The following is a 26067-nucleotide window of genomic DNA, read 5'->3' on the forward strand; positions in this document are numbered from 1 at the left end:
AGCACTATACTTAATACTTAATTAAACAGATCGTCCAGTCCTCTTTCTTCCACTTCGCCATCAGGAGTTTCCGAACCGGCACACGGGTCAAACCCTTCAGGGAGTTTGAATCTCTCCTGCTGGTCATATCCCAAAGTCGGATCGTCATACACTTTCTTCATATACATCGCCCAGATAGGCAAAGCTGCAGCAGCACCCTGTCCATAGGTCATTCTACCGAAGTGAATATCACGTTCGTCACCTCCTACCCAACAACCGGATACCAGTGAAGGAGTGAATCCCATAAACCAGGCATCGGAGTTATCATTGGTCGTTCCTGTTTTTCCACCCATATCGGCGGTAATTCCATATCGACGAACACGTCCACCCGTTCCTTCATTAATAACGGCACGCAGCATAACCAACATTTTGTAAGTGCTCGACGCGCTTATCACTTCTTCCATTTGCGGCGCAAAAGTAGAAATGACATTGCCATCACTATCCTCAATACGGGTAACGAACAATGGAGCCACCCGGATTCCTTTATTGGCAAAAGCCGTGTATGCGCTGACCATTTCACCGACAGAAATTTCACAAGGTCCCAGACAAAGTGAAACCACTGGATCAATTGCTTTATTGCGTACACCGAAACTATGGATCAAGCGTACCAAATCATACGGATTCAGCTTACCCATCAGGTATGCAGAAATCCAGTTATCGGAGTTTGCCAATCCCCATTTCAGAGTTACCATTTCTCCATAACGCTTATCATTTGCATTACGTGGTGTCCAGGGAGTTCCATTCTCATCAATCAAAGTCTGCTCTACGTGGCGTGCCTGATCGCAAGGAGAAAATCCGTTCTCCATTGCCAATGTATATAAATACGGTTTAATAGTAGAACCTACCTGACGACGTCCCACCATCGCCATATCATACTGGAAGTATACATAATTCGGTCCGCCCACATAAGCTTTCACGTGTCCGTTTGCCGGATCCATTGACATAAATCCTGTCCGCAAGAAAGATTTGTAGTAGCGGATGGAATCCATCGGTGTCATAATCGTATCTTTATCACCCTTCCAGGAAAAGACAGTCATTTCTTCCGGCGTATCGAACGCCTTACGAATCTGTTGTTCCGAAGCTCCCGCCTCTTTCATGAGGCGATAACGTTCCGTTTGTTTCATTGCTTTCGTCAACAACTCTTCCACTCGTTTTTCCGGTAGTGATCTTGCATACGGGGCATTCTTACTTCCCTCTTTTTCCTTGAAGAATACAGGTTGCAGATAATCACCCAAATGCTCTTTTACAGCATCTTCGGCATACTGCTGCATACGTGAATTGATAGTTGTATAAATCTTCAATCCATCTGTATAGATGTTATAATTTGTACCGTCTTTCTTCTTGTTTTTCGCACACCAGCCATATAACGGGTTAGTTTCCCAAGCGATAGAATCTTCGTAGAATTTCTGCATTTGCCAACCACGATAATCACTTCTTACCGGTTTCGGTGCTGTCATGACGCCGCGGAGATATTCACGGAAATAAGTAGCCAATCCCTCTTTGTGGTCAACACGGTTATAAGTCAGTTTCAACGGAAGAGCCTGCAATGAATCACATTCTGCATCTGTGATATATCCGGCTTTACGCATCTGCTCGAGCACCACATTACGACGACCACGTGAACGTTCGTTGAAACGAACCGGATTGTAGAGAGACGGATTCTTACACATACCCACCAATGTAGCTGCTTCTTCAATCTTCAAGTCCTTCGGTTCACAGCCAAAATAGGTATATGCAGCAGTTTTGATACCAACAGCATTATTCAGAAAATCAAATTTATTGAGATACATACTCAATATTTCCTCTTTGGTGTAGTAACGTTCAAGTTTCACCGCAATCACCCATTCAATCGGTTTTTGGAAAAGACGCTGAAGTGTATTTCTCGCCACATTTTCCGTAAACAACTGTTTAGCTAACTGTTGCGACAAGGTACTACCCCCACCTGCATTTTTCTGAAACATCAAACCACGTTTCACAAACGCACGGAACAATGCTTTGGCATCAATCCCGGAATGCTCGACAAAACGAACGTCTTCCGTTGCAATAAGAGCATTGATAATACTGGGTGACAAATCCTTGTATGCCGTGTACACCCGGTTTTCCTTGCTGTAAGACCATGTACCAAGCACTTTCTCATCTTCAGAAAAAATCTCCGTTGCAAATTTATAGCTCGGGTTCTCGAGTTCCTCTACAGGAGGCATATAGCCAATCCAGCCCTTTGAAATGGAGACAAAGACTATAACAATAGCCAATACTATGACTGCCAAGAATATCCAAAGAGCTTTTATTATTTTTCGAATCATGTTTTTTCTCGCTTAAAATGACGCATTTAATTAAGATGCAAAGGTAGATAAAATCCGCTATTCAGCCAACGAGTTTGATTATAATTTCTATTTTGTTAAAATATAGAGCGATACTCCTAACAAATAGCACGAAACAAAAAGAAAGAACGTTTGTTTGGGAAAATAGCGGAAAGAAAGTATCTTTGTATACACTTATTCAAAGTGCATTCATATAAAAGACATTAATTATGAAATACGTATCATCAGACAGGAAGTTATTACCTTATGGTATGATGAACTTCGAGGACATCCGTTTGGACAATTATTATTACGTGGATAAGACCTCTTTCATCCCCTTGATAGAGCAATCAGATCGTTTTTTCTTTTTTATCCGCCCACGCCGATTCGGAAAAAGTCTGACTTTGAATATGCTTCAACATTATTATGATGTACGTGCCAAAGATAAGTTTGACGCTTTGTTTGGCGATCTTTATATTGGAAAGCATCCCACAAAGGATCGTAATAGCTATCTGGTAATAAAATTAAATTTCTCGGGAATAAGTGGAGATTTACACAGCTACCGCAAAGGTCTGGACGAACATTGCAGAATCGTATTTGACTATTTCTGTGATGTTTATGCTGACTATTTACCTGAAGGAATCAAAGAAAAAATGGACGAAAAGGACGGGGCCGTCAGCCAATTCGAATATCTGTTTACGGAGTGCGCCCGTGTAAATCAAAAGATTTATCTCTTCATTGATGAATACGACCATTTCACCAATACAATACTCTCTGATGTCGACAGCTTAAACCGTTACACTGATGAGACACACAAAGAAGGTTATTTACGTGCTTTCTTCAATAAAATAAAATCCGGCACAGACTCCAGCATTAAACGTTGTTTTATCACCGGTGTCAGTCCCGTGACAATGGATGACTTGACCAGCGGCTTCAATATCGGTACTAACTACTCACTGTCACCAAGATTCAACGAAATGATGGGATTCACAGAAAGTGAGGTTCGCGAAATGTTAACTTATTATTCTAATACAGGGCATTTCAATCATACCATCAATGAGTTGATAGAAATCATGAAACCATGGTATGACAATTACTGTTTTGCACAGGAATGCTATGGTAAAACTACGATGTACAATTCCAATATGGTGCTTTATTTCGTCAAAAATTATATCGAATATAACGGTGAAATACCGAAAGATATGGTAGAAGACAACATCCGTATTGACTACGAAAAATTGCGTATGCTCATTCGTAAAGATAAAGAGTTTGCGCACGATGCATCCATCATACAGACCTTAGTAAGCCAAGGATACATCACTGGAGAAGTGAAAAAAGGATTTCCAGCCGCCAGTATTATTGATCCAGACAATTTCATAAGCCTACTCTATTATTTTGGCATGCTTACTATTAGTGGCGCACATGAAGGAAAGTGCAAACTCACCATTCCCAATCAGGTAGTGCGCGAACAACTTTACACCTATTTGTTGAACACTTACAATGAAGCCAACTTAAGCTTCAGTAATTATGAGAAAAATGAATTATCCAGCTCGCTTGCTTATCGAGGTACCTGGAAAGCTTATTTTGACTATATAGCCGATTGTCTGAAACGCTATGCCTCCCAACGCGACAAGCAAAAGGGAGAATTTTTCGTACATGGTTTCACATTAGCCATGACTGCACAAAACCGGTTCTACCGCCCTATTTCGGAAGCAGATACACAAGAAGGATATGCTGACATCTTCTTATCTCCATTATTAGATATTTATCCGGATATGAAACACAGTTACATAATCGAGTTGAAATATGCTAAATACAAAGATCCGGAAAATCGTGTGGATGAATTACGATTAGAAGGAATCGCTCAAACCAACCGTTATGCTGATACAGATACAGTAAAAAATGCTATTGGCACCACACAGTTGCATAAGATTGTTGTAGTATATAAAGGAATGGAAATGAGAGTATGTGAAGAAGTGTAGCTCTCTTATTATATCTAAACACAAACACCAGATATAAGATAATCACTTATAAAGTTGTTGCCTGCATTATAGTTTATCCGTTTGGAAGAGGTATATCCCAACTTGGAAGATAAAAACTATTAAATGATGTACCTTCTGTCTTCACATGTAATACCCCCCTTAAAGTATCATACGATATTTGTTGCAATTTTTTAAGCACGCTTGGATTTATTATAACTTTATCCTTTTCGCCCGTTACTATTTGCTTCACATCGTCCTGATGTATTTCATAAGTAACCATTAGCGCAACTTTTAAAAATGAATTCTCAAAATCTACATTTGATATTTGAAAAATACATTCTACACATACTAAATGTGACTCCTCTATATATCTGTTTTTAAAAGAGATTTTCATCTTTACAGGAGTTCCACTTTGGTATACATCTGTATTTATATTGAAACCCAATGTTTCAACTTTACTTATCCTATATTTAAAAGTTATACTTGAATTCATAATAGTTATCTCCTTTCTTTTCTTTCAAATCCAATGTCTCAAACTTAATGCTATAATCTTCGTATGCTAATTGTTGTACTTCTTTTTCCGAATTAATTATATTCCATTGAGAAGAAGCATCAAGGACTAAATCAGAAGTTATCATTACTTTACAATGTTGGTATCTTCTAGCAAGATCTATATTTTTTATAGAAATAATTTCTTCACCTAAAGCATCCTGAATAGCAATCATCGTCTTTAAATCAAGATTTACTTTCCCTTTCAATATTTCAGCCAATTGTTTCTCATCCAAATTAGCTTTCTCAACCAAATCCTTTTGATTTATTTTATCAAGACGGAGAATACGCATCACTGCTATAGAAAATTTAGACGCATACTTTCTCCATGCCTTTTCTGATTGATCATAACGTACTTTCTTGATCCAATTGTAGCTGTTATATATCTCGTTATCTATTTTTTCCATAATTATATTGTGTTTATATACTCCTTTAGAGACTCCTCATCATACACAGAATATCCATTTAAAATAATCTTATAATTACCAAGTTTATCCAACTCCTGCCGAGTATGCTCCCTATCTCTCATCTCACGTGTCAACTTGATAGTACCACCTGTAATAGAGATAATAGTCGTACCTATCCGAAGTCCATATAGCCTTAACCAATCGCAAATATCTTCATCATTTTGCATACGAGTAGATATCATTGATTCAACTTTATAATCGAATTTATTCAGATTCTTAAATAAACAATTGATATCACCTCCATTCTCACAACAATCCAAAACCAATTGAAAAAAGGTTTCGGTCATTTCTTGCGTCAAGATTATAGCATCAGTTATATTATCAACTTTCCCTTTATAGAATCCATAAAGCAAATCTCTTTCATTTTCCTGATTTGAAAAAAAATCTTCCAGAAAAACTAAATCCGTTAATTTATCATAAGCATATTCCCATTCAGTTCTTCCATTCTTACTAAGAAATGAATATAGAATATCAGGATAAACATTACATATAATTGGATTGCTCATCATTTTATTTTTTATAACGAGCAAATATAACAATAAAAAACGAAATAGAAAAATCATTCGAACAATAGAAAGTATTATATGGCAAATTTACAAGCACTCATTTATCGATAAACACTAAAAAAACAGGTGGGATTTTTCCCGCCTGTTATTCATTCATAAATATACCTATTTATAAGATAATCAATTACAAGGTTGCTGCCTGCACACCTACCACTCCGGCAATCGCACCGGCAACAGCAATAATCACTTTCAAAATAATACTCCACGTTTTTTTCATAGACATTTCTCTTTTTAAATTAAACACTAAATGAACACTCTAACCGTCAGCTATTAATCAACAAGACATTAAGCTGCGGGATCCGGTGCCTCTCCGCTACCGCCACCTTCATCTCCGCCACCTTCGCCTTCATCCGGTTTCTCGGGATCTTCCGGAGATACAGTAACGCTAATTTTCTTCAGATATTCATCCAGACTGATCAGATCTAACTTCTCATCTGCACGGGTAGCAGTTTTGGTGACACGCAACTCTTTATTAGCTTGGAAAAAGATACGAACACTATCCACACTCTTAGCATTAATATCCTTCGCCAACTCCGCACCTTTTGAACGGGCAGTCAACATAAACACACCCAAACCTTCGATATTCACAGACTTACCTTCCAACAACTGCTCCTTCATTTTTTCCACAAAATTCTGGATTACACTCTTGATGTCACCGATAGACAGCGAAGAACGATCCTGCATTTTCTGTGCAATATATTTCAGGTTGACGGACTGACCTAAAGTGATCAGATGCGGATAATATCTCTTAGGAGAATTGGGAACACGCGGATCTGTTGGCCGCGTAATGACTTTGTAAATTACACTCATACTACGTTTTTTTAAAGATTTAAATTCAAGTTTATTTATTCACGTTTTGTTGATCAACAATGCAAAGGTGAAACTTTTATTCCGGATAGAAAAGAAAAAAGCTCCTTGCGGAGCTATTTTCATTTACCTAAGTATATAATAAACTATAAATCAACAACATAATCAGCATCCTATAATCTCCCAGTCCCCAATCGTACACCGTTCGCTATCAAAACAGACAGCCACCTTTACGACAGGCAATCCACATAAAGCAAAGCGTTCCGGATAATTCTTCAAATCAATTTGCTCCATCGCTTCACCCGCACTTTTATCCAATTTCAGTTCCATCACATACAATGTAGTCTTCGTACGAAGTACTATATCTACCCGTCCACGAGGAGTACGAACCTCCACATCCACGTAATATCCCAACAAACTGAATATGATATAAAATACCTGCTGATAGTGTCCTTCGAACTTTGTATTGTCACAGTAAGGAATCGTAGACAGAAATTCCTGCAAACGGTGTAAAGCAGCATCCATATCACCATTCTGAATATCATAAAAAAGATATGCCACCATGGTAGTTGCTTCAGGTGTCTTGTTATCTACATAATGAGGAAGAAGGCTCTCCATAAGTCCCAGTCTTACTTCTTTATTGGGAATATCCAGCGTATAAAGATCTAGCATCTTATTATAATCCTTAATAGTGATATAACCACTTTGGTATAATAAAGGCACTGCATCAGTCATCGTTTCAGTAGGAGCGTCGAAAGCAGAAGACTTTAGTTGTTTACGTCCTATTTCAGAAGGTTTCACACCAAACTTATCCAACATCTTTATTAGATACGTAGGCGTACCGCTACCAAACCAATATGAGCCAATCTTACCCTTTTCCATAGCTGTAAGCAAACTAAAAGGATTATATATATCAGGTGACGGATAAGTAAAGTGATACCCATCATAATTTTCTTTCAGTTTCATCAAGGCTTCTTCCAGTGTAACCTCCAAATTCTTCGCCAATCTGTCCACGTCCTCTTCCATTTGAGAACGTATTTCATCCTCACTAATTCCACAGATAGCAGCGTATGGCTCATCCATACTGATATTCTCAATATTATTCAGTTCGCTGAAAATACTAAGTTGGGAGAATTTGGTAATACCGGTCAGAAATACATATCGCAAATAAGGATCACAAGCTTTCAAAGGGCTGTAAAAGTTACGCATGATATTACGCAATACATCCAGGTTTTCCCGTTCGTGCACTACATCCAGTAGAGGAGCATCATATTCATCAATAAGCACGACCACTTTCTTGCCGGTTTGCTCATAAGCACGTTTTATCAATCCCATCAAACGTTGATTGGGATTAACCTCCTCATCCAGCCGTCCATAATTCTGCTCATAGCCATACAATTTCAGATTTAACTCTTGGAGCAACTGTTCACTATCCGCATGCTTGGCGGTACTCATATCGAAGTGAAGTACCGGATATTCCGTCCACTCTTTCTCCAGTTTCTCCATAGCCAATCCGTGAAACAGGTCCTTGCGTCCGGAAAAATAGCTATGCAGCGTAGAAGTAAGTAATGATTTCCCAAAACGTCGTGGACGGCTCAAGAACATATAACTGGAAGCCGAATGAGTCATCCGATAAACATATGCTGTTTTATCAATATAGAGGTAATTCCCCTCCCGTATCTTCGAGAATGTCTGAATCCCGATAGGATATAATCTTTGCAAATCTTCCATATCAATCATATTTTTCACAAAGCTACTAAAAATTATCCATCAGTCATTGCTTTACAAAAAAAATATCAACTATCTTCACAGACAGTTGATATAATAGAAATCACATCGGATTTACACCGACATGAGGGCGTTGATCAGGAATACACCGCTGTATATTTCCTGACCACAAAATGTAGGGGCTTCATGTGTGTAGCATGAAGTTAGGGACCTACATGTTCCATCTCACTTTCTTGTAAAGTATTAAAAGTACTCTATGACATTATTAACTTAAAAAATATCAGCCATTAATGACTTTAGTCTTCCTCGGTATGAGATTGTTCTCCATATCCATAACCGTAGCCATATCGCTTACCATAGCCATAATACTTGCCATATTTGCCATAACCGTAATAATAACCGTACTTTCTTTTCTTCAGATCCAAACCATTGATTACAGTACACAGGCTAGGTAATTTATCTTTTTCAGCAAGTTCGTTGATCAAAGTATACTCATTTTTATGAGTATAGTCTGCACGGCAGACATAAACAGATAAATCAGCCACACGCCCTATCAATAAGGTATCAGTTACCATACCAACAGGAGCTGTATCCAGAATCACATAATCAAAATTCTTCTTGAGCGTTTCAATAGCTTTATCCAATCCATCACGAGCCAGTAATTCGGTCGGATTAGGAGGAACTGTTCCACCAGGAAGAATATAGAGATTCTTACTAACATCGGAAAGCTGTACCAAATCCATCAAACTCTTTTCCGGATTGGCTAAATATTGAGTTATACCAACTTCTTTTCTCGGAATATTAAATACCTTATTCAAACCCGGTTTACGAATATCAAGACCCACGATTACTACTTTCTTCCCCAATAAAGAAAGACTGATAGCAAGGTTGGCAGAAATGAAAGATTTGCCCTCACCACTAACCGTAGAAGTAACCAGAATCACCTTCTTGTCATTTTCAAGCATAAACTGAAGATTCGTTCGGATATTACGGAAGGTTTCACTCATCAGATTATTTTGATTCTCAAATACAGCAATAGCACCCTGCTTTTCATCAGTCAATGGGATATCACCAACAATAGGTACACTGGTAAGTTTTTCTACATCAGAACGACCTTCAATCTTGAATTTAGTCAATTCGAGCAGATAAATAACCCCCACCGGAATTCCGACTCCTAACACTAAAGCAATCAGGTAAATCATTTTACGTTTAGGAGATACAGGAGCATCATCTGCTATCGCGTCATCTATAATCTTTGCATTGTTGGCTGTAGCAGCCAGAGTTATAGCATTCTCCTCACGCTTCTGAAGCAACATCAAATAAAGTCCGGCCTTTATCTCCTGTTGGCGAGCAATACTCACAAACTCACGCTCTTGACCAGGTGCCTCACTAATGCGACGGGAATAACGGTTCGCCTCACGATCCAAATCCGCCTTCGTGATAAATAATCCACGTAACACTCTGTCTAAAGAGACTTGTACATTCTCTTTCATTGCACTAATGCTGGTATCCAGATTTATAATGGTAGGATTATTCTCTGTTGATGTACGTAATAAACGTTTCCTCTCAACAAGAACATCATTATAACGGTTGATAGCAGCAGCAAGATTCAAATCCTGCAATCCGATATTACTAGGTAGAACCTCATAACCTTCATTTTGCATATATTTCTGCAAATCCTGCAGCAAATTAATCTGGGTTTGATTCTCCACACGCTTCTTTTCATATTCAGCACTACCAGTTAAAGCTATCTGAGCATCACTGGTCAAATCCGTAATACCTGCCCCACGTTTGAAACTCTCCAGATCCTTTTCCGTACTACCCAGTTCTTTGGAGATAATACTAATACGTTCATTGATAAATTCTGCTGTTTTCTGCGCCACTTCATTCTTATCATTATTCGTATTGATATTATACATCTCCAATAACTTATTGATAAAATCCTTGCCTCGTTGTACATTTGAGTTTTTCAATGATATGACAGCTACAGAAGTAGTTTTGGAAGTGGGCTCAATAGTCATATTCTTGCAATACGCTTTCGCTACAGCCAAAGGCTTATTTATTGTTGCTGTTATATTGCGTGTAGTCTTTTCCGAATCCGTAGTTTCTTCCAATGTTCTTTTAGAAGACAATACAGAATCCGGTGTCAGAAAGAAGGCCAATGTTCCCCGTTCGGTGGGAAAAACTGCCGGCAACTTTTCGAAATGCTTCTGATATTCATCATCGCCTATCTTCACATTCACATCCATACTTCCCTGTGGTTGCAATGCCATCTCCACAATCATCGGCTCCTCCAACAAATCAGCTTCCTGCGGAGTCAGGCTCACTTGTACTGGTGAAGTCTTATACATGTTTCTGGAAGGGAATTCATCTTCATCCGTATAGGAAATATAAAGCCCCAAATCTTCAACCACCTCTTTGACGATAGTCTTGGAACGGAGAACTTCAATCTCATTATCAATATTCTGCGAAGAAGAGACCATGCCATCCAATCCCAGACTCTCCAACCCGGAAAGCATTCCGGCACTACCACCTTTCTTATCATCCTTTATTAGAACCGTAGCGGAAATATTATATACGGGAGTGGACATATAAAGATAGACCCATGCCGCAATCAAACACACTACAACCGTACCCACAAACCAAGGCCAGTGGATCAAATACTTAAAAAGCAGTTCCTTGACGTCTATATTTTCTTCCTTAGATTCTTGTGCTTCGTTGAAATCTGTTTCTTTCATTGCAAATCATTATTTTAATATATTTACTAATAGGCTGACAATAGATACCAAAATAGAAGTAGCAGAGAACCAAAGACTGGTACTGTTGCCCACATCCGAATTTCGAGCCTTTGCTTTATTGGGGGTCACATAGACAATATCATTCTGCTGTAACCAATAGTAAGGCGAAAGAATGGTTTCGGCCTTATTCAAATCCAAGGTTACAATTTGCTGTTTACCGTTTGCGTCTTCACGAATCAACTTTACATTATCACGAAGACCGTAGACCGTCATATCACCAGCCATGGCCAATGCCTCCAACAGATTCACTTTCTCATTAGAAATAGTGAAAGTACCGGGACGGGTAACTTCGCCGATAACAGATATTTTATAATTTACCATACGCACCGTTACAATGGGAGTCTCCTTCATGTAAGGCTTCAGTTTATCTATAATCAGCTGTTCCGCTTCCCTTTTCGTTAAGCCTCCTAACTTCAATTCTCCTAACACCGGAAAATTTATGTTTCCTTCATTATCTACCAAATAAGGTTGTAATACAGGTTGAGTAGTCACATAAGACGAAGTACTCACAGCTATTCCGGCATTGCTGGCAACTGTCAGGTTAAAAGGTATCGCAAGTTCAGGATTAGTACACGATACCACAATAGTCAACAAATCCTTGGGCATGATCTTGGCATCATACAGTTTTTCCTGTTGTTCTGCCTCGTTCACAACTTCCACATTTTGGAAATATGGAACCTTTTTATAAGACTGACAGGCAGTCAATAGGAATGGCAACAACAGTAGCCACAAATTTCTTTTGTTAAGTCTTCTCATCATAATTCGTAAATTCATAATTAAACGCCCTTTAATTCCTAAGTTTTAAGGCAAGCGCGCCTACCTTTTAATTTTTAATCTTTAATTTTCTAATATGCTTCTTTTTCACCACGTATAGCATTATACACCGTCTTATACATGATATATAAATCCAATAAAAACGTCCAATGTTCTATATACCAGATATCACGCTGCACACGCCCCTCCATCTGCCAGAGCTCTTTCGTCTCACCACGATAACCCGTCACCTGCGCCCATCCAGTTATTCCAGGTTTTACAAAGTGACGAACCATAAACTTATTTATTAGATTGGAATATTCCTCCGTATGCTTCAACATATGAGGACGGGGACCGACAATAGACATATCACCCTTCAACACATTAATGAATTGCGGTAATTCGTCCACACTAGTCTTTCTCATTATTTCTCCGATACGTGTTTTACGAGGATCGTTTTCCGTAGCCTGAAGAGTATCACACTGCGCATTAACCTTCATCGAGCGGAATTTGTAACACCAGAATTCACGACCATCTTCACCACTGCGCTTTTGTTTGAAAAAGACAGGACCGGGAGAACTTAGTTTTATTGCAATTCCGAAGAATATATAAACGAACGGAAAAACCGTAATAAGAAATAAACCCGAGCAGACAATATCAAAAGCACGCTTGATAATACGGTTCTCCAATGATTCCAATGGTTCACAACGGATGGAAAGTACAGGAACATTACCCAATAATTCAAAATGCATCCTACGTTTCAAATAGTTACGGACATTAGGAACACTAAAAAAACGAACCAGATGGTTTTCACAGTAATTTATGATGGGAACAATCTCCGCACTGCGCACAGAAGGAAGGCTACAATAAAGCTGGTTGATCTTTCCCGCATGTTTTTCTAAAAAAACACTTACTTCATTGGGTTGTCCCAAATATGGAACATCCTGCGGATACCGATCCGAAGGAAAATCCTCGAAATACCCCAGTACACGATAACCGGACGTAGGATCATCCGTCATCGCATGATAAAGTTCCTGCATATTCTCATGACTCCCAACTAATACTACCTTGCGAACATTTCCGCCCTTTTTTCGATAAATCTCCAGTAAGTGACGGGAAATTAAGCGGTAGCTAATAATGACAATTATCAGTGCAACATAAAACAGTCCGAAATATCGGGAATGAGAAAAATGAAAATGAAAAACAAGCAACGTACAAACCGATAAAAAGACAAAAGGAACCATGTTACGTAAAACACGGATCATGATCTGTTCAGGACGCACCAAAGGACGATGAAGAATAACACCTGAATGCATGTTACAAAGTAAATAGCATAGAGTGATAAGAGTCATACCCTGAAAGATAGAACCGCAATGAATACACCAGAAACGGGTACCCAGAAAAAAATTAAATCCCCATAAAAGCAGGTTCAGCAAAATAAGATCCCCCAAAAGGACCAAAGACTTTAGGACTTTGTTAAAACGTTGGATTTCCTGCATAAATTCATTTATTAATATTTTAAACCACTCCCCGATATACCGCTAATACTTGCTCTGCAATTGTATCCCAATTGTATTCATCCATAGAATAAGATACCGGAACAAAATCTTTTGATAACGCTTTTTGCAATTTGTCTTTTAGCTCTTTTTCATCGTCAGTCTGAAAATAACAATCATACGCTAATCCTACCTCCAGGTTAGCAGGGATGTTACTTACGATTACAGGTAGGTCATAGCTCATAGCCTCCAACAACGCGATAGGCAATCCCTCGTGAGAAGAAGGCAACACAAAACAACAGGCATGAGTCAACAATTCATGCAATTTCTTACCTTTAATAAATCCCGTAAGAATTACCCCATTTTCCTTGGCCAGTTTCTTTAAATTTATCGAATAATCATCTTCAAAATCGCTATCACCGGCTAATATGAGTTTATAGTCAAGTCGTTTTAAAGCCGAAAACGCATGAATCAAATGATGAAAATTCTTTTCGGGCACAAAACGTCCCATGGCAAATACATACTTATGAGATTCCACACCCAGACTCTCCAGATAATCCGTATCTGCAATTTTATCAGGCGCAGGCACTCCATTGTAAATAAGACGACAGTCTCTCCGTCCATATTTGCGCACCAGAATATCATTTATCACTTCCGAAATGACAATTACCTCATTTGCAAACATTACACCCATTCGTTCCCCCAGCTTCAACATCGTTTTAGCCGCAAGCCCCCATTTATCCCTGTCATAATCCGGACCATGGTGAGTAAAAACGACTTTCATTCCCAACAGACGCGCCAGGGGAGTCAGCAATGCCGGACCAATAGCATGGATATGCACAATATCCGCATGCAGACTTCTTGCTTTCAAAATCGCCTTGAACGTATGAATAACGGCTTCCAGTGATTTTTTCTTCGGGGTTGTTATATCCACCAATTTCACTCCCTGATATTCCGTAAGTGAATCATGAACATAACTTTTACGACGAACAATAGTTATATCAATATCTTTTTGTGCCATACGAGGAAAAAGTTCCTCGCAGTGTGTTTCGACACCACCTAGGATATTGGGTATTCCCCGGGTACCGGTTACTACAATTTTCATAGTATCAGAACTTTTCTCTTAGGTCCCCTTGACAAGGATCCTGCCCTACATTATACCAACACTTATCAAGACAGGCAGACTTCCCTTGCATACTACGAAGTTTATTTGCTATAGCCCACTTTAACGGATGTTTGATATATTTGTGCATCACCGGAGAAGCAGTACCCACCATCCAGCAGTTCTTCGGACATTTGCGTACCATATCACGTACCTGCTGTGCTTGTTCACTTTCCCAAATAGTCATAAAGTTCAGAGTTTCACGAATATTACCCATTTTCTTCATCCAGTATTTTTCCTCCAAACCATTACATGGATACACATCACCATAAGGTTCAATAAAGAAATTGGCAGAACCGGCTTCGCATGGCAGCATACGGCGACCTCCTTCTATATAGTTAATCAACCCCATATTGAAGAAAGCACGAAACCAACTTTTCGGATGATTCTCCTTCAATTGCCATTCTATCAACTGTTCAAAGTTTTTGCAGACTTCGTCTTTATTCGTTATCACATTATCATCTTTATGAAAATAATACGAATTATGAAAAGCGGCTGTAGCAAACTCCATTCCCAATGACTTACTCAATTGATAAAGCGAAAGCATGTCTTTTGAGTTATTATTGGATACTGTACATCCAAAACCGATGTCTTTCAGTCCCATACCTTTCAGCGTCAATAACGTACGCAACCCTTTATCAAAGCCACCCGCATGACCACGCAACTCATCATTCTTGCAACTTAATCCCTCGATAGAAATACGAATACCGATATTAGGGAATTTCTTAGCCAATGCTACCACACGGTCTTCAAACCATCCGGAAGTGGAAATCACAATACGATCCGTATGTTTATAGCATTCTTCAACAATCTTATCCAAATCCTCACGAATGAAAGGCTCGCCACCTGTCAGATTTATAAATTTCAGCTTCGGAAGTGTACGTAACTCCTCTGGCTGTATTTCTTTACTCTTTTCTGTGGGATACTGCCACACATTACACATCTTGCAACGCATCGGGCAACGATACGTCAGAATAATGCTCGCGTCCGTAGGACACGGGATATTATTTGTAGTCATAATATAATAAGATTTTAAATATATACGAAAGAAATATGTTTCCTCATCACTTGGTGTAAATCTTCATCAGCTGTTTATAGTAAGTATCAGCAGAGTATCTTTCTTGTGATTTTTTGGCCAATGATTCGTAATCAAACGTATATGTGAACATCATCTCAATTTTCTTTTTTAAGTCCACTATATCTTTTGATTTGAACAACATTCCACTTTTTCCCTCTTCTACCAATTCGGGAATACCTCCAATGCACGCTCCCAAAACTGGAGTTCCTAAACATTGTGCTTCAATCACTGAAAGTGGATTATTTTCGTTACATTCCGATGAAATAACACTAAAACGAGCGCATCCTAATAGTTCTTTTATTTCCGGCCATTGTTTATAGCCTACAAGTTCGATATTTGTTCCTTTGCACAGTATTTTCAACTCTTCCATCAGGGGGCCTTCACCAATAATTTTCAATTTATATGGCAACTGACGAGCTGCTTTTACCAATGTAACCACCCCTTTTTCATTAGATAGACGACCTATAAAACAATAATAATCCAACTTATTATACTCTTGCTTCCTTGTTTTTTCTATATCTATAAAATTACAGAGTGTACACATTTTTGTTTTATCAAAGCCTCCTTGTATCATCTTATTCGCTATAAATAAACTTGGGCAAATAAATATATCTGTACATTTCTCCAAACGCTCACGATTCCATGATACTGCTTCCTTATAAGCTAAGAAACTAGCAACAATAGAGTTCTTCATACATTTATACTCAAGCACCTTACGTTTATCCATAAAACATTCTTCACAGGCTATTTTTCCATTACGAAGACAATCATAACGAGGACAAAGAAGCTTCAAATCATGTAGAGTCCATACAACTTTAATTCCTCTTTCATGTGCTAGTTCAGCAATTATGGGAGAAAGTTGCGTATGAATATTATTCAAATGTACTACGTCAGGTTTGAATTCATCTAATAATGCACAGAAATTTCTTTTTACTTCATTTGTTCCCAATGGACGCAGAAAAGCTTCCAACATTCCTAATCCGGGTTTAAACTTCACTTCACTCGGAAAATATTTTCTCCATGGAGTTTCCAAATTATCAGGATAATCCATTGCAAATATCGCTACCTCATGTCCATACTCTCGTAGCAATAACTCCAGGTTAAGCATATAGATACAATCACCGCCACGACGGTAATAAAACTTGTTTGCCAATAATATTTTCATAAGAAATAATTGAGTATTTTTCTAGTCATACTATTTAGTTATCTAAGCCTCTCCCATTCTTTACTTTCAAAGTTATACCTTTTAAGCACTTTTGCAGGACTACCTGCTGCTACACAATAATCCGGTATATCCTTGGTCACTACAGAGTTTGCCCCTATTACGCATTGCTTGCCAATATGGACATTGCCCACTACGACTACATTTGTTCCAAGCCAAGTGCCATCATCTATCAGTACACGATCATCCTTACCAGCCCTACATCCTTGTTTATAAATATAAACATCCGGATTTCTATATTCATGATTATGGTCTGCTATAAATACATAAGGACCGGTTAGCACTCCTTTTCCTATTATCACAATGTTATGTGCTGATATTGTGGAATGATTGCCTATCTCTGTGTGGTCTCCTATAGACAAAAGAGCATTCCGACTTATATAAACATCCAACGAAGGCCGGAACTTTACATTATCTCCCAATTTAAAATTCCCCTTATTGATTATATTTAAATTAATCCCAAGATAACAGCAATCTCCACACTCGATGTGATTAAATCTGCATTTAAGCCATCCAATCAGATACTTGACTAATAATTTGATTCGCATAAGTCCACGATTTTTTGAATGCCAGAATCAAAATTATCTCTTCCACAAACATCTTTTAGAAACTTGTGGAGTTTGAGTGCCTTATCATTACGTTCTTTCTCATTCAATAAATAATAACGAATAGCATCTTTCCATTGCTTTACATCACGCTCCAAAGCACACCCCCGATCAGAAGTAATATATGCTCTTGTTGTAGCGGTTGAGGAGGTAATAACAAATCTCTTACTTCCCGCTGCTTGAAACAACACCAATAATCCTGCCTGAGCTTCGGTTGTCAGTGGCATTGCTACTATGGCGGAATTAGCCATCTCTTGTAGAAACTGATTAAAGGGCAGATTACATTTCACCTTAATGTTCTCTGTTATATATTCTTTATACATATGATAGTCTAAGCTATTCATTACAAATAAAAATTTCACATCAGACATTTGTTTTGCCACTTCTAGCATAAAAGACCAATCTCTTGAATTTCCTCCACCTACAAATATATCATGATTCAACGATTCACATTTTCTTTCCCATTTTTCATGATAAGGGTCATGAATTACAGTATAATTAAAATCAAGACACAACCACTCTTTCAACAATTCTCCATAATGAGAAGAAGTTACACTGGCATGGAAATATTTCGACATTAAAGCCTTGCGATACATTTTCGACACAATGCGATTTTGTATAGTATCTTTCTTTTTTAAAAGAATATTGAGACAACCAATATTTCTACGCTGGAAAGTCAAAAGACACATCCAATAAAGTAATACAGCTTGAAAATCATACCAACAAAACACTGTTTCCCCTTTTCGGGAACAACATAGAGCTCGAAAACAGCCTATCGTCCAACCCACGATACGTTTCTTAGTACGAGGCGATTCAATATAGTGCACCTCTTGTCGCAAATTTCGGGGCTTAAACTCACTATCCACATTAGAAAAGCCATGTAATATGTGTATCATCTTACTATCCTTATTTTAAAACATTACGCAAAAAGTCAATTGACCGTTCTCTATAAATAGCCAATATACTGTCTACCCTCTCATAATCAATCGGACGCTGAAGCACCTCCATGTTCTTTTCCAACTCCTCCTGTGAAGTAAACACATGATTTTCTAGTCCTACTAAATCAAGCAAATCAAGCAGACGGCTCGATAATCCATTCGCTATAGGAATCACAGCAAACTGACGATGATAAAGCAAGCTAAACACTAATCCATGGAAGGAATCTGTCACTACAACCTCCGCTCCACCAATCTGCTCTATCCATCCTTTTATAGCAGGAGGATAACAATATTCAAACCCTCTCAAAGGATATCCATTAAATATCATACGAGCCGGTATACCCATCTTGTATGAAAGATAACGTGCCATATCAAGCTGACAATCATTACGATTCAAGAGATAACAGACAATGCGATGATTGGGAGTAATAGATGAAGTAATTTCCACATAAGAAGAATGTAACATTGTAGGATCAAGCACTAAGCTACTATCAAGGCTAAATTGCTGCTTTAATATATTTTGGCCCGTAACTTCTCTCACAGATATGCCCGAAAAACGATGAAGAAGTTTATCTATAGTAGGCAGTAGCTCTTTATGGCTCTCCGGCCACATATTCACCCCAAAGCTCGAAGCAAACGACACTCTGCGAACCTGCTCCCCTCCAAAATCAAGAAAATAGGCTAAACATTGTTCACGACTAATTAAAGGATTCCATGTTTGGTCACTTCCTACCAATAAACAATCATAATCCAACTTTGCCTTTTTAAGCTCCTCCACTGTCTTATAATGCCGTGTAAGCGATGGGTAAAACTTTTTGCAAAACCTATAAAATTTAATAAAGCGAGGAATAAAAATCAATTGTCTCAACTTTATAGGTTCTGGCTGCCTAAGGTCTATCAACTCTACTTCATGTCCCAATTCCTTAAGAAGCCGACATGTGGCATAAGTTTGCAACACTGCTCCACAATTATACGACTTATGATATGTTAATAATCCGATTTTCATTGCTTATGTCCTATTCTATCTATAATATTTACTACTATTCCGTAAACTTTCCGAATCACTTTCAACAGTATCCATGGACTTTTATTTGAAAATGTATTTGCATATATTTTTGAAAATGTGCTGTCACTTAATTGTGAAGAAAGGAAAGCCAACAACTTTCGTTCTAAAAAATATTGCTGAATCGAATGTCCTGTTACCAATCTATGATTATGAGATATGGCTAAGTTCATATCAGCCTTATCATAAAATAAAGAATCTCTTAATGACGAAAGGAACTGCCTCGCTTTATCAGTATGAGCTATAATCAACGATATACCATCAAAATGTTCTTCATCATATTTAATACATCCCCAATAATCCCCTATGGTAAAGTCTGATTTGCGATTTTTTCCAACGAAAGGACAGTCATAACAAGAATACCTATTCGTTAATTCGAGACTAAACCCAGTAGTAATTAAATTATTTTTATTTGCATAATCATAAATTTTACCATTTTCATCTTCGACTTTTAAATTATAACGAAATCCTCTAGGTTTCCATCCTGTTTCCTTTGTACGAAATGACAAAACACGCTTCACTTTATACGGTGCCTGACTAATAAATTTATCAATTAAAATTCTAGAAGGAATTCCACCACAAATTAAATCCACCGTAACCAGATTCCCTTTATAAGTTCTATCTTTCAAAAAAGATAATAGTCCAGCAATTTGACAACCTGTACCCGAGAAAAGAACCATTCGACCTTCCTTCAAATATTTCAAAGCGAGTTTATAATTTCCAGATGTATTGCTATGTGTATATTTTGACCCCTGCAAACAACTCAATTCTTCCTTAGTCTCAATTGCCTGATGATGAACATAACAAGGTGATTCTATTTTCGCACCAAACACAATTCCCCCTTGTTCTATTACAGAAAACGCCATTGCATAAAAAGCGCCACCTGAAGCACTAGTCTTTCGATGTGTTCTATTTTTTGCCCAAGCTGCATAGAAATCTGAATATTCACTTTTCTGATATTCGAAATTCGAGACGATCGGACAGATTTGTTCACACATGCCACAACCAACACATTTACTTTTATCTATCTCTACATACCGATGCCCATCATAATGTTCAACTATATTTATAGCATTTTTATTGCACACATCTATACAAGCAAAACAGCCTGTACATTGTTTATCTGTAGCCAGTCGAGGTACAAAACTCATAAATTTACAATTTAGAAAAGAAGTCTTTATATTTCGCAACAATACTGGTTAGCGAAAGCTCCTTATCTACAAAATTCTTTTGATTAACAGAAAGTTCTTTTAAAAGCACATCCCTGTTTTCTATACACCACTGCATTTTATCCGCTAAATCACCTGCATTTCCTGATTGGAATGCTAATCCCGTCACTCCATCTTCTACAAACTCCTTAAATTGAGGAATGTCAGAGACCAATGTAACGACATTATATCTAAATGCTACCGTTATAGCCCCACTTTGGGCTATATCTTGATAAGGCATAACAAAAACATGACTATCTGCAAACATATTAGCTACATCCTCGTTAGGAATTCGTTTAATCATTAGTTCAAACACATCTGGACACTTTATAAACGATGCATAGTTTTGTTCCCAATTACAATTACAGCTACCAGCAATCCTTACTTTGAAGTTTTCAATACCTCTATCATGCAAAATATTTGCAGCTTCAATCAATAAATCAACCCGCTTATATGCAACAATATTTCCAAAAAATAAAAATCTAAAAGTCCGTTCTTCCTTTTTATTTACTTCAATAGTAGATTCTCCATAATCCTTTAAAGCCAAATGTGCCATTAGAATATTCTTTCCATGAACTTTCTCTTTGAGAATTACTTCCTGGCTTCTTGAGAAGACCTGAATATTCTTAAAACTACGAATCCACATATTAGTTAGTTTTTTAGCCCATTTTTCCGAATTAGCTCCTCTTGGAGTAGAAACATTGTGACATGCGATAACGACATTTCTTTTAGGAAGCATTAAACGATACATCATAGTGCCATAAGGATGCATAGCTGCTGAAATATAATACAAATTTGGAAGAAATGCTCTAGCTCTTTTAATAATACGTATTAAATCAATTATATTATGAGGGCTCCTAAGTCGATACGTTAAATAGAAAAAATAGACCAAAACATTAGGATTGTCTTTCAGTACAGATCTTACATATAACTCATAATCGATCTCCTGATTATTTTCTACCACTATTTGCCAATCAATAGAATAATCTTTGGCTAAAAGATTTATAATTGGCAAATCAACATCAATGAAACAACTTGGAGTTATCCAAGATATTTTTTTCTTATTCATATAAAAAAGGTATATATCGTAAGTATCCAGCCCCTATAACAATAATCCTTAGCCCAGTATTCCTGGTTTTTGGGAGCTATAGTTTACATTATTTCTCAAAATCTTCACTACTATGCATGACTATTATTTTTTTAGACCATGCAAAGTTTGAACAACGGCCAACTATTGACAAAACGTGAAACCTTACTCCTCACTCCAAAATTTGTAAAAGCGCTCAATCTCTTATAAAGATTTATTCCAAGCCTTTATTTAAAGCTTTTTTTAAAGCTTCTATATATCCTTTACCATTTTTCAAATCAGGTTCCATATAGTTCCCTTCTCCCCATTCATTCCAAGACTTCAACAGAAGAATTTGTTGATTTTGAGGTTTATTTTTTATTGCATCTAAGGCTTCCAATACATGTTTATAAAAGAAATATGGAGTTGAATTAACCCAAAGACTACCATTCCATCCACTACGCGGAGTATGATCCCATTGTGGTACAATAGAAGGTATTACATCTACAGATTGATCATCTTCCGTTATTAATGAATGATAATACTTACTATAATCGATCATTCTAGGAGGACGTTTTAAAATAAAGCCTTTTGCATATTGATATATTTTAAAAAGTCCTCTCCCCACCTTACCCAACTTATGAAGTTGTGGATTTACCATTCCACCTAACCTCTGGTAAGTGACTACATCGAACCCTTTAGCTAATAGTTCTTTTTTACTAATAGATGAAGACGTTATATTTGCCACCAAATAAAGCCCATCAAATCCGGCTCTTTCAGTCCAACATTTAAAGTTCTGAATATATTCTTCAGGAATTGAAATTGGATCAAAAATAAGCAAAAAAGGCTTGTTGTCTATTTTTACATATCTAGGATCCTTAAATGCCTTTAATAAAAATGTAAAATGCATTTTTTCATCATCAATTCCTGGATACATTTGTTCTATCAACAGTTTATTAGTTGAAGTACCATCACTATTCCAATTCTTTGCATACCAAGAATGATTTGCCCAACCTAGACAAAATGGGAAATCAGGTTTCCCTGTATTTAAGACTTCATTAAAGATATCTGCCATCAAGCGTTTTCCATTTCCAAACCAATAATGCCAATAACAGAACGCTGTAACTCCCGCCTCCTTAGCTAATTCAACTTGCTGTTCTCGTACAATAGGTAATCTTAAATCATAATATCCTAAATCAGCAGGAACTCTGGGCTGATTGTGCCCTTTAAATAAAGCTTTTGCTTTACCAACATTTGTCCACTCAGTGAAACCTTTTCCCCACCATTCATCATTATCCGGTATTGGATGGAACTGTGGCAAATAGAATGCTATTATTTCAACTTTATTTCCCATTCGTTTTTCGTTATAAATTATATAATTTAGCACCAATTGTAAACATCTCTAATCTAAAATACGGTACTATAGTAAGTACTCAATTAAAGGCATCTCCCTTTGAAAGGGCATATAAATGTGCCCTAAACCGAGTTTTGTTAATAAATTTAGTTTTGAATTTAACACTGGCTTGTAACCAATGTAATTTCGTCAGTGCCCATGTTATTTTGCATGAGACATACATGCTTAGTGTACAGTATCTTTAAACTGGGCTGCCTTCAACTCATCACTAATAAAAACATAAGCATTAGCCAATAGCCTGAAGAAACTCTGGAGTGGCTTTTCGTCCCTTCGAATTTGGTTACTACCTCAGGATGCCCCACAGTGGGGAAATATCCCCATTTAGGCTTCTTACCAGAACGTTCCTGATTCGCATAATCAAACTTTTCCTGAAGGGATTTTAACTTGCGTTCCGCTGATTTACGAAGTTTACGCTCTTCGGACAATACTAATGTTTTCTCTTCATACCAAAATTGGAATAAAGCCCATTGCTCCTCCAAAGCCTTTTGCTTGGCTATGAAACCCTCAAAAGTAAGACGCATAGCTTTCTCTGTCAAACGTAAGTCTTGACTCTCCTCGGCAAGGTATTAAATATATCGGTCTTTTTGATCTTCTGCCATACCTTCACTATAATTTATAGGAGCACGTGAGTAGTTTTCCCTACTCAACAACTCCCGTTTTAATTCAATTACAAGTTGCAGTTCGTTCATATTTAAGCCTCTGATTTACAGCATTAAAGATAGCAAAACATTCTCCAAGCCCGCAAATAACATAGTCATATAATTATCTGATTATCAAGGCTCTAATAATCAGATTCTCAAGAATTAAAACTACATTCTTTCAGTCAATCCGATAAATTGTATCAACCCCTTTTCGCTCCACTTTCATGAATTGATAGCCTGATACAAACTTCTTTTCAAACACACTGTAGGAACGGTTATCGAATGAAAACATATGGACTATTCTACGTTTTCGAGACATGACTATAAACACATCCCTATCATAGGATTAGCGGTGAAGCCGCTCGCGCATGATGGACAACACGCGGCTGTGATTGCAACGCACATCCGTAAAATCACGAACATAATAGAAATGGTTAAGACCGATTACACTTAACATAAAGTTTCCAGTTTCTCTACCAGCAGAACTAAATCCTGATAGCTTAAATTCTTTCTAGATGAATGAAGGCCATTGCTCATGCGAATATCAATCCAAATACAAACAGAATTCACATTGCTTCCTGATAAAGTACCAGGATAGCAGTTGGATCAGGGAGATTCCTCGGCTTTAGCAACAGGTACGCCATCAACTTTAACTTCAACTACTCGGTTACGGGTATCCTGATACCATTTATGAAAGAGGTTATAAGGAATTTTATGCTTCACACAAAAGAATTGGAAAGATTCGCCATGAGGCAAAGCCTCGGTTTGGTACGAAAGTAAAATCTTTCAAGATCTGTACTGCTATACATAATTTTATTATTTTGTTTACAGCAATGATAGACCTTTAGCGACTAGCAAGTTTTTGACTGCTTACATGTTCTCTACCTATAAATATTTTCGAGTCTATTAATAATAGCGTATAGAAAATAATAAAATATTTCATATAACCATATTCTCCTGTAATAGTCGAATAAGCGATGTAATAAACAGCTAATGTAATCACAAACAATGTTACATTAACATTCTTGTTCATTCTATATACCCCCCTAAATAACCAAACAAATGTAATGAACCACACACACAAGCCTACTATACCACTATTACAAAGTACAACGAAAATAAGAGACTCGAAAGCTAATAAAACAGGGTGAAGATCATGAATAGACATGTAATAGCCACACCATTCATATCCCTTTCCAAAAATTAAACAATTTTGTATTTCCCTTAAACAACCATTCAGTTGCTCCATACGCATATCAATAGAAGAGCCTTCCACATTCGTTTTGCGACTATCCTTAATAAAAATTGAATCTACCATTGCTGATAGTTCTGGTATATTTTCAATAATAACATAACCAATAAATCCTATAACGGCGACATATATCATCGGTTTAATTCGATGTAACATTAATAGATAAAAGAAAACAGTCAGAAACATGGCAGCTATCGGAGTACGGATGCCACAAAGAAAAATACAGACAACAATAAAAAACATCAATAAATATATAAATAATGGTTTTATTTTATCTTTCAAAGAATAAAGATATACCATTGCTAAGCCTAAAAATAGACCGAAAATCATAGGGTGAGTGAACACTGATGATATTTTGATCATAAGCCGAGCCATTTGCTCACCAAATTGAGCCTCACGCAATTCTGCATTATTAATCTGTGCCATAAAATAGACATAAGGATTTAATCCATTCAAGGTCAACAAGAAAATTCCATATATAACGATGACAATAATTACAATAACCATACAGTTTCTACTATATCTAATGATTTTAGGATCATATCTAGACACATTCCACATAACTATTGGTAATACTAAATTAGTCATCATATTTGCACGCCATGAATTCAATGCAATATCTGTTGGAACAAACTCTTGAAAAGGCATCATAATAAGCATCATAGCATAGAAAAAAATAAATGGATAGAATGGACGTAAATCCAACCTAACTTTACCGTGATGTTTATAATAATCTATGACAAAAGCAATAAGAAGTAAAATATTCGCAAAATTCCAGCTCAGAGAAATCCCTAAAAAATTTATATTAAAATATGGAACCAAAAAAAAGTAAACGAGATACAAAACCAGACCTATTCGCAACTTTACGAAAAAAGCCACAAGAATGATAATGGTTAACCAAGATTGAATAAATGCCATAGAGCGGATATTGTA

The 26067-nt window shown here is 37.2% G+C and carries 21 protein-coding genes and 2 pseudogenes; 1 reads left to right on the forward strand and 22 read right to left on the reverse strand.

Annotation, left to right across the window (positions count from 1 at the left end; all coding sequences use genetic code 11):
• Positions 1-17 precede the first annotated feature (17 nt).
• Entirely contained in the window at positions 18-2342 is a 2325-nt protein-coding gene (locus H8796_RS18935; RefSeq protein WP_004318142.1) for a transglycosylase domain-containing protein, read from the reverse strand.
• Between the two features lie 227 nt (positions 2343-2569).
• On the opposite strand from H8796_RS18935, the gene H8796_RS18940 reads away from it, so the two are divergent.
• Positions 2570-4321 carry an AAA family ATPase gene (locus H8796_RS18940; RefSeq protein ID WP_004318141.1) on the forward strand — a complete coding sequence of 584 codons (1752 nt, stop codon included), beginning with the start codon at positions 2570-2572 and terminating at the stop codon, positions 4319-4321.
• Between the two features lie 73 nt (positions 4322-4394).
• On the opposite strand, the gene H8796_RS18945 is transcribed toward H8796_RS18940, so the two are convergent.
• The 21 genes and pseudogenes from H8796_RS18945 to H8796_RS19040 all read right to left on the reverse strand — a co-directional run bounded on the left by H8796_RS18945 (position 4395) and on the right by H8796_RS19040 (position 26052).
• Positions 4395-4814 (reverse strand): hypothetical protein, encoded by a 420-nt coding sequence (locus H8796_RS18945; protein WP_117937618.1) that lies wholly within the window; start codon positions 4812-4814, stop codon positions 4395-4397.
• Positions 4792-5277, reverse strand: coding sequence for a helix-turn-helix domain-containing protein (locus tag H8796_RS18950; protein WP_117937616.1), 486 nt, complete (start codon positions 5275-5277; stop codon positions 4792-4794). Before H8796_RS18950 ends, H8796_RS18945 begins: the two co-directional genes overlap by 23 nt.
• A 2-nt stretch (positions 5278-5279) precedes the next feature.
• On the reverse strand, positions 5280-5846 hold the full coding sequence (locus H8796_RS18955; protein WP_147340111.1) for a hypothetical protein: 567 nt from the start codon (positions 5844-5846) through the stop codon (positions 5280-5282).
• Positions 5847-6027: 181 nt separating this feature from the next.
• Positions 6028-6120, reverse strand: coding sequence for a smalltalk protein (locus H8796_RS18960; RefSeq protein WP_004295819.1), 93 nt, complete (start codon positions 6118-6120; stop codon positions 6028-6030).
• A gap of 68 nt (positions 6121-6188) precedes the next feature.
• Complete coding sequence (locus H8796_RS18965) at positions 6189-6713, reverse strand: HU family DNA-binding protein (protein ID WP_004295818.1); 525 nt, start codon at positions 6711-6713, stop codon at positions 6189-6191.
• Between the two features lie 162 nt (positions 6714-6875).
• The gene (locus H8796_RS18970; protein WP_117937612.1) at positions 6876-8450 is read right to left on the reverse strand and encodes an ATP-binding protein; all 1575 of its coding nucleotides are present in this window, start codon (positions 8448-8450) and stop codon (positions 6876-6878) included.
• A 284-nt stretch (positions 8451-8734) separates the two neighbouring features.
• Positions 8735-11176: a polysaccharide biosynthesis tyrosine autokinase gene (locus H8796_RS18975; RefSeq protein WP_117937610.1), complete on the reverse strand. Its 2442-nt coding sequence runs from the start codon at positions 11174-11176 to the stop codon at positions 8735-8737.
• Between the two features lie 9 nt (positions 11177-11185).
• Positions 11186-12010, reverse strand: coding sequence for a polysaccharide biosynthesis/export family protein (locus H8796_RS18980; protein ID WP_004325833.1), 825 nt, complete (start codon positions 12008-12010; stop codon positions 11186-11188).
• Between the two features lie 71 nt (positions 12011-12081).
• On the reverse strand, positions 12082-13488 hold the full coding sequence (locus H8796_RS18985) for an undecaprenyl-phosphate glucose phosphotransferase (RefSeq protein WP_117937608.1): 1407 nt from the start codon (positions 13486-13488) through the stop codon (positions 12082-12084).
• A 19-nt stretch (positions 13489-13507) separates the two neighbouring features.
• Positions 13508-14590 (reverse strand): glycosyltransferase family 4 protein, encoded by a 1083-nt coding sequence (locus tag H8796_RS18990; protein WP_008998393.1) that lies wholly within the window; start codon positions 14588-14590, stop codon positions 13508-13510.
• Positions 14591-14594: 4 nt separating this feature from the next.
• The gene (locus H8796_RS18995; RefSeq protein ID WP_008998394.1) at positions 14595-15665 is read right to left on the reverse strand and encodes a radical SAM/SPASM domain-containing protein; all 1071 of its coding nucleotides are present in this window, start codon (positions 15663-15665) and stop codon (positions 14595-14597) included.
• A gap of 46 nt (positions 15666-15711) precedes the next feature.
• Positions 15712-16890: a glycosyltransferase gene (locus H8796_RS19000; protein WP_008998395.1), complete on the reverse strand. Its 1179-nt coding sequence runs from the start codon at positions 16888-16890 to the stop codon at positions 15712-15714.
• A gap of 38 nt (positions 16891-16928) precedes the next feature.
• Positions 16929-17495 carry an acyltransferase gene (locus tag H8796_RS19005; protein WP_117937607.1) on the reverse strand — a complete coding sequence of 189 codons (567 nt, stop codon included), beginning with the start codon at positions 17493-17495 and terminating at the stop codon, positions 16929-16931.
• Positions 17477-18448, reverse strand: a complete 972-nt coding sequence (locus H8796_RS19010) for a glycosyltransferase (RefSeq protein ID WP_117937605.1) — start codon at positions 18446-18448, stop codon at positions 17477-17479. The genes H8796_RS19005 and H8796_RS19010 overlap by 19 nt, the downstream gene beginning before the upstream one ends.
• Positions 18449-18458: 10 nt before the next feature.
• Positions 18459-19496: a polysaccharide pyruvyl transferase family protein gene (locus tag H8796_RS19015; RefSeq protein ID WP_008998400.1), complete on the reverse strand. Its 1038-nt coding sequence runs from the start codon at positions 19494-19496 to the stop codon at positions 18459-18461.
• On the reverse strand, positions 19493-20704 hold the full coding sequence (locus H8796_RS19020; protein ID WP_008998401.1) for a Coenzyme F420 hydrogenase/dehydrogenase, beta subunit C-terminal domain: 1212 nt from the start codon (positions 20702-20704) through the stop codon (positions 19493-19495). Before H8796_RS19020 ends, H8796_RS19015 begins: the two co-directional genes overlap by 4 nt.
• 4 nt (positions 20705-20708) lie before the next feature.
• Positions 20709-21830 carry a glycosyltransferase family 4 protein gene (locus tag H8796_RS19025; RefSeq protein WP_008998402.1) on the reverse strand — a complete coding sequence of 374 codons (1122 nt, stop codon included), beginning with the start codon at positions 21828-21830 and terminating at the stop codon, positions 20709-20711.
• A gap of 232 nt (positions 21831-22062) precedes the next feature.
• Positions 22063-23181 carry a glycoside hydrolase family 99-like domain-containing protein gene (locus tag H8796_RS19030; protein ID WP_008998403.1) on the reverse strand — a complete coding sequence of 373 codons (1119 nt, stop codon included), beginning with the start codon at positions 23179-23181 and terminating at the stop codon, positions 22063-22065.
• A gap of 292 nt (positions 23182-23473) precedes the next feature.
• Positions 23474-23930: pseudogene (locus tag H8796_RS25485) on the reverse strand (hypothetical protein); the annotation flags it as partial.
• A gap of 402 nt (positions 23931-24332) precedes the next feature.
• Positions 24333-24691 (reverse strand): annotated as a pseudogene (locus H8796_RS25490) (hypothetical protein).
• 35 nt (positions 24692-24726) lie between these two features.
• Positions 24727-26052 carry an O-antigen ligase family protein gene (locus H8796_RS19040; RefSeq protein WP_008998405.1) on the reverse strand — a complete coding sequence of 442 codons (1326 nt, stop codon included), beginning with the start codon at positions 26050-26052 and terminating at the stop codon, positions 24727-24729.
• Between the last annotated feature and the right edge of the window lie 15 nt (positions 26053-26067).

Source organism: Bacteroides sp. M10, assembly GCF_014334015.1.
Lineage (GTDB): Bacteria > Bacteroidota > Bacteroidia > Bacteroidales > Bacteroidaceae > Bacteroides > Bacteroides intestinigallinarum.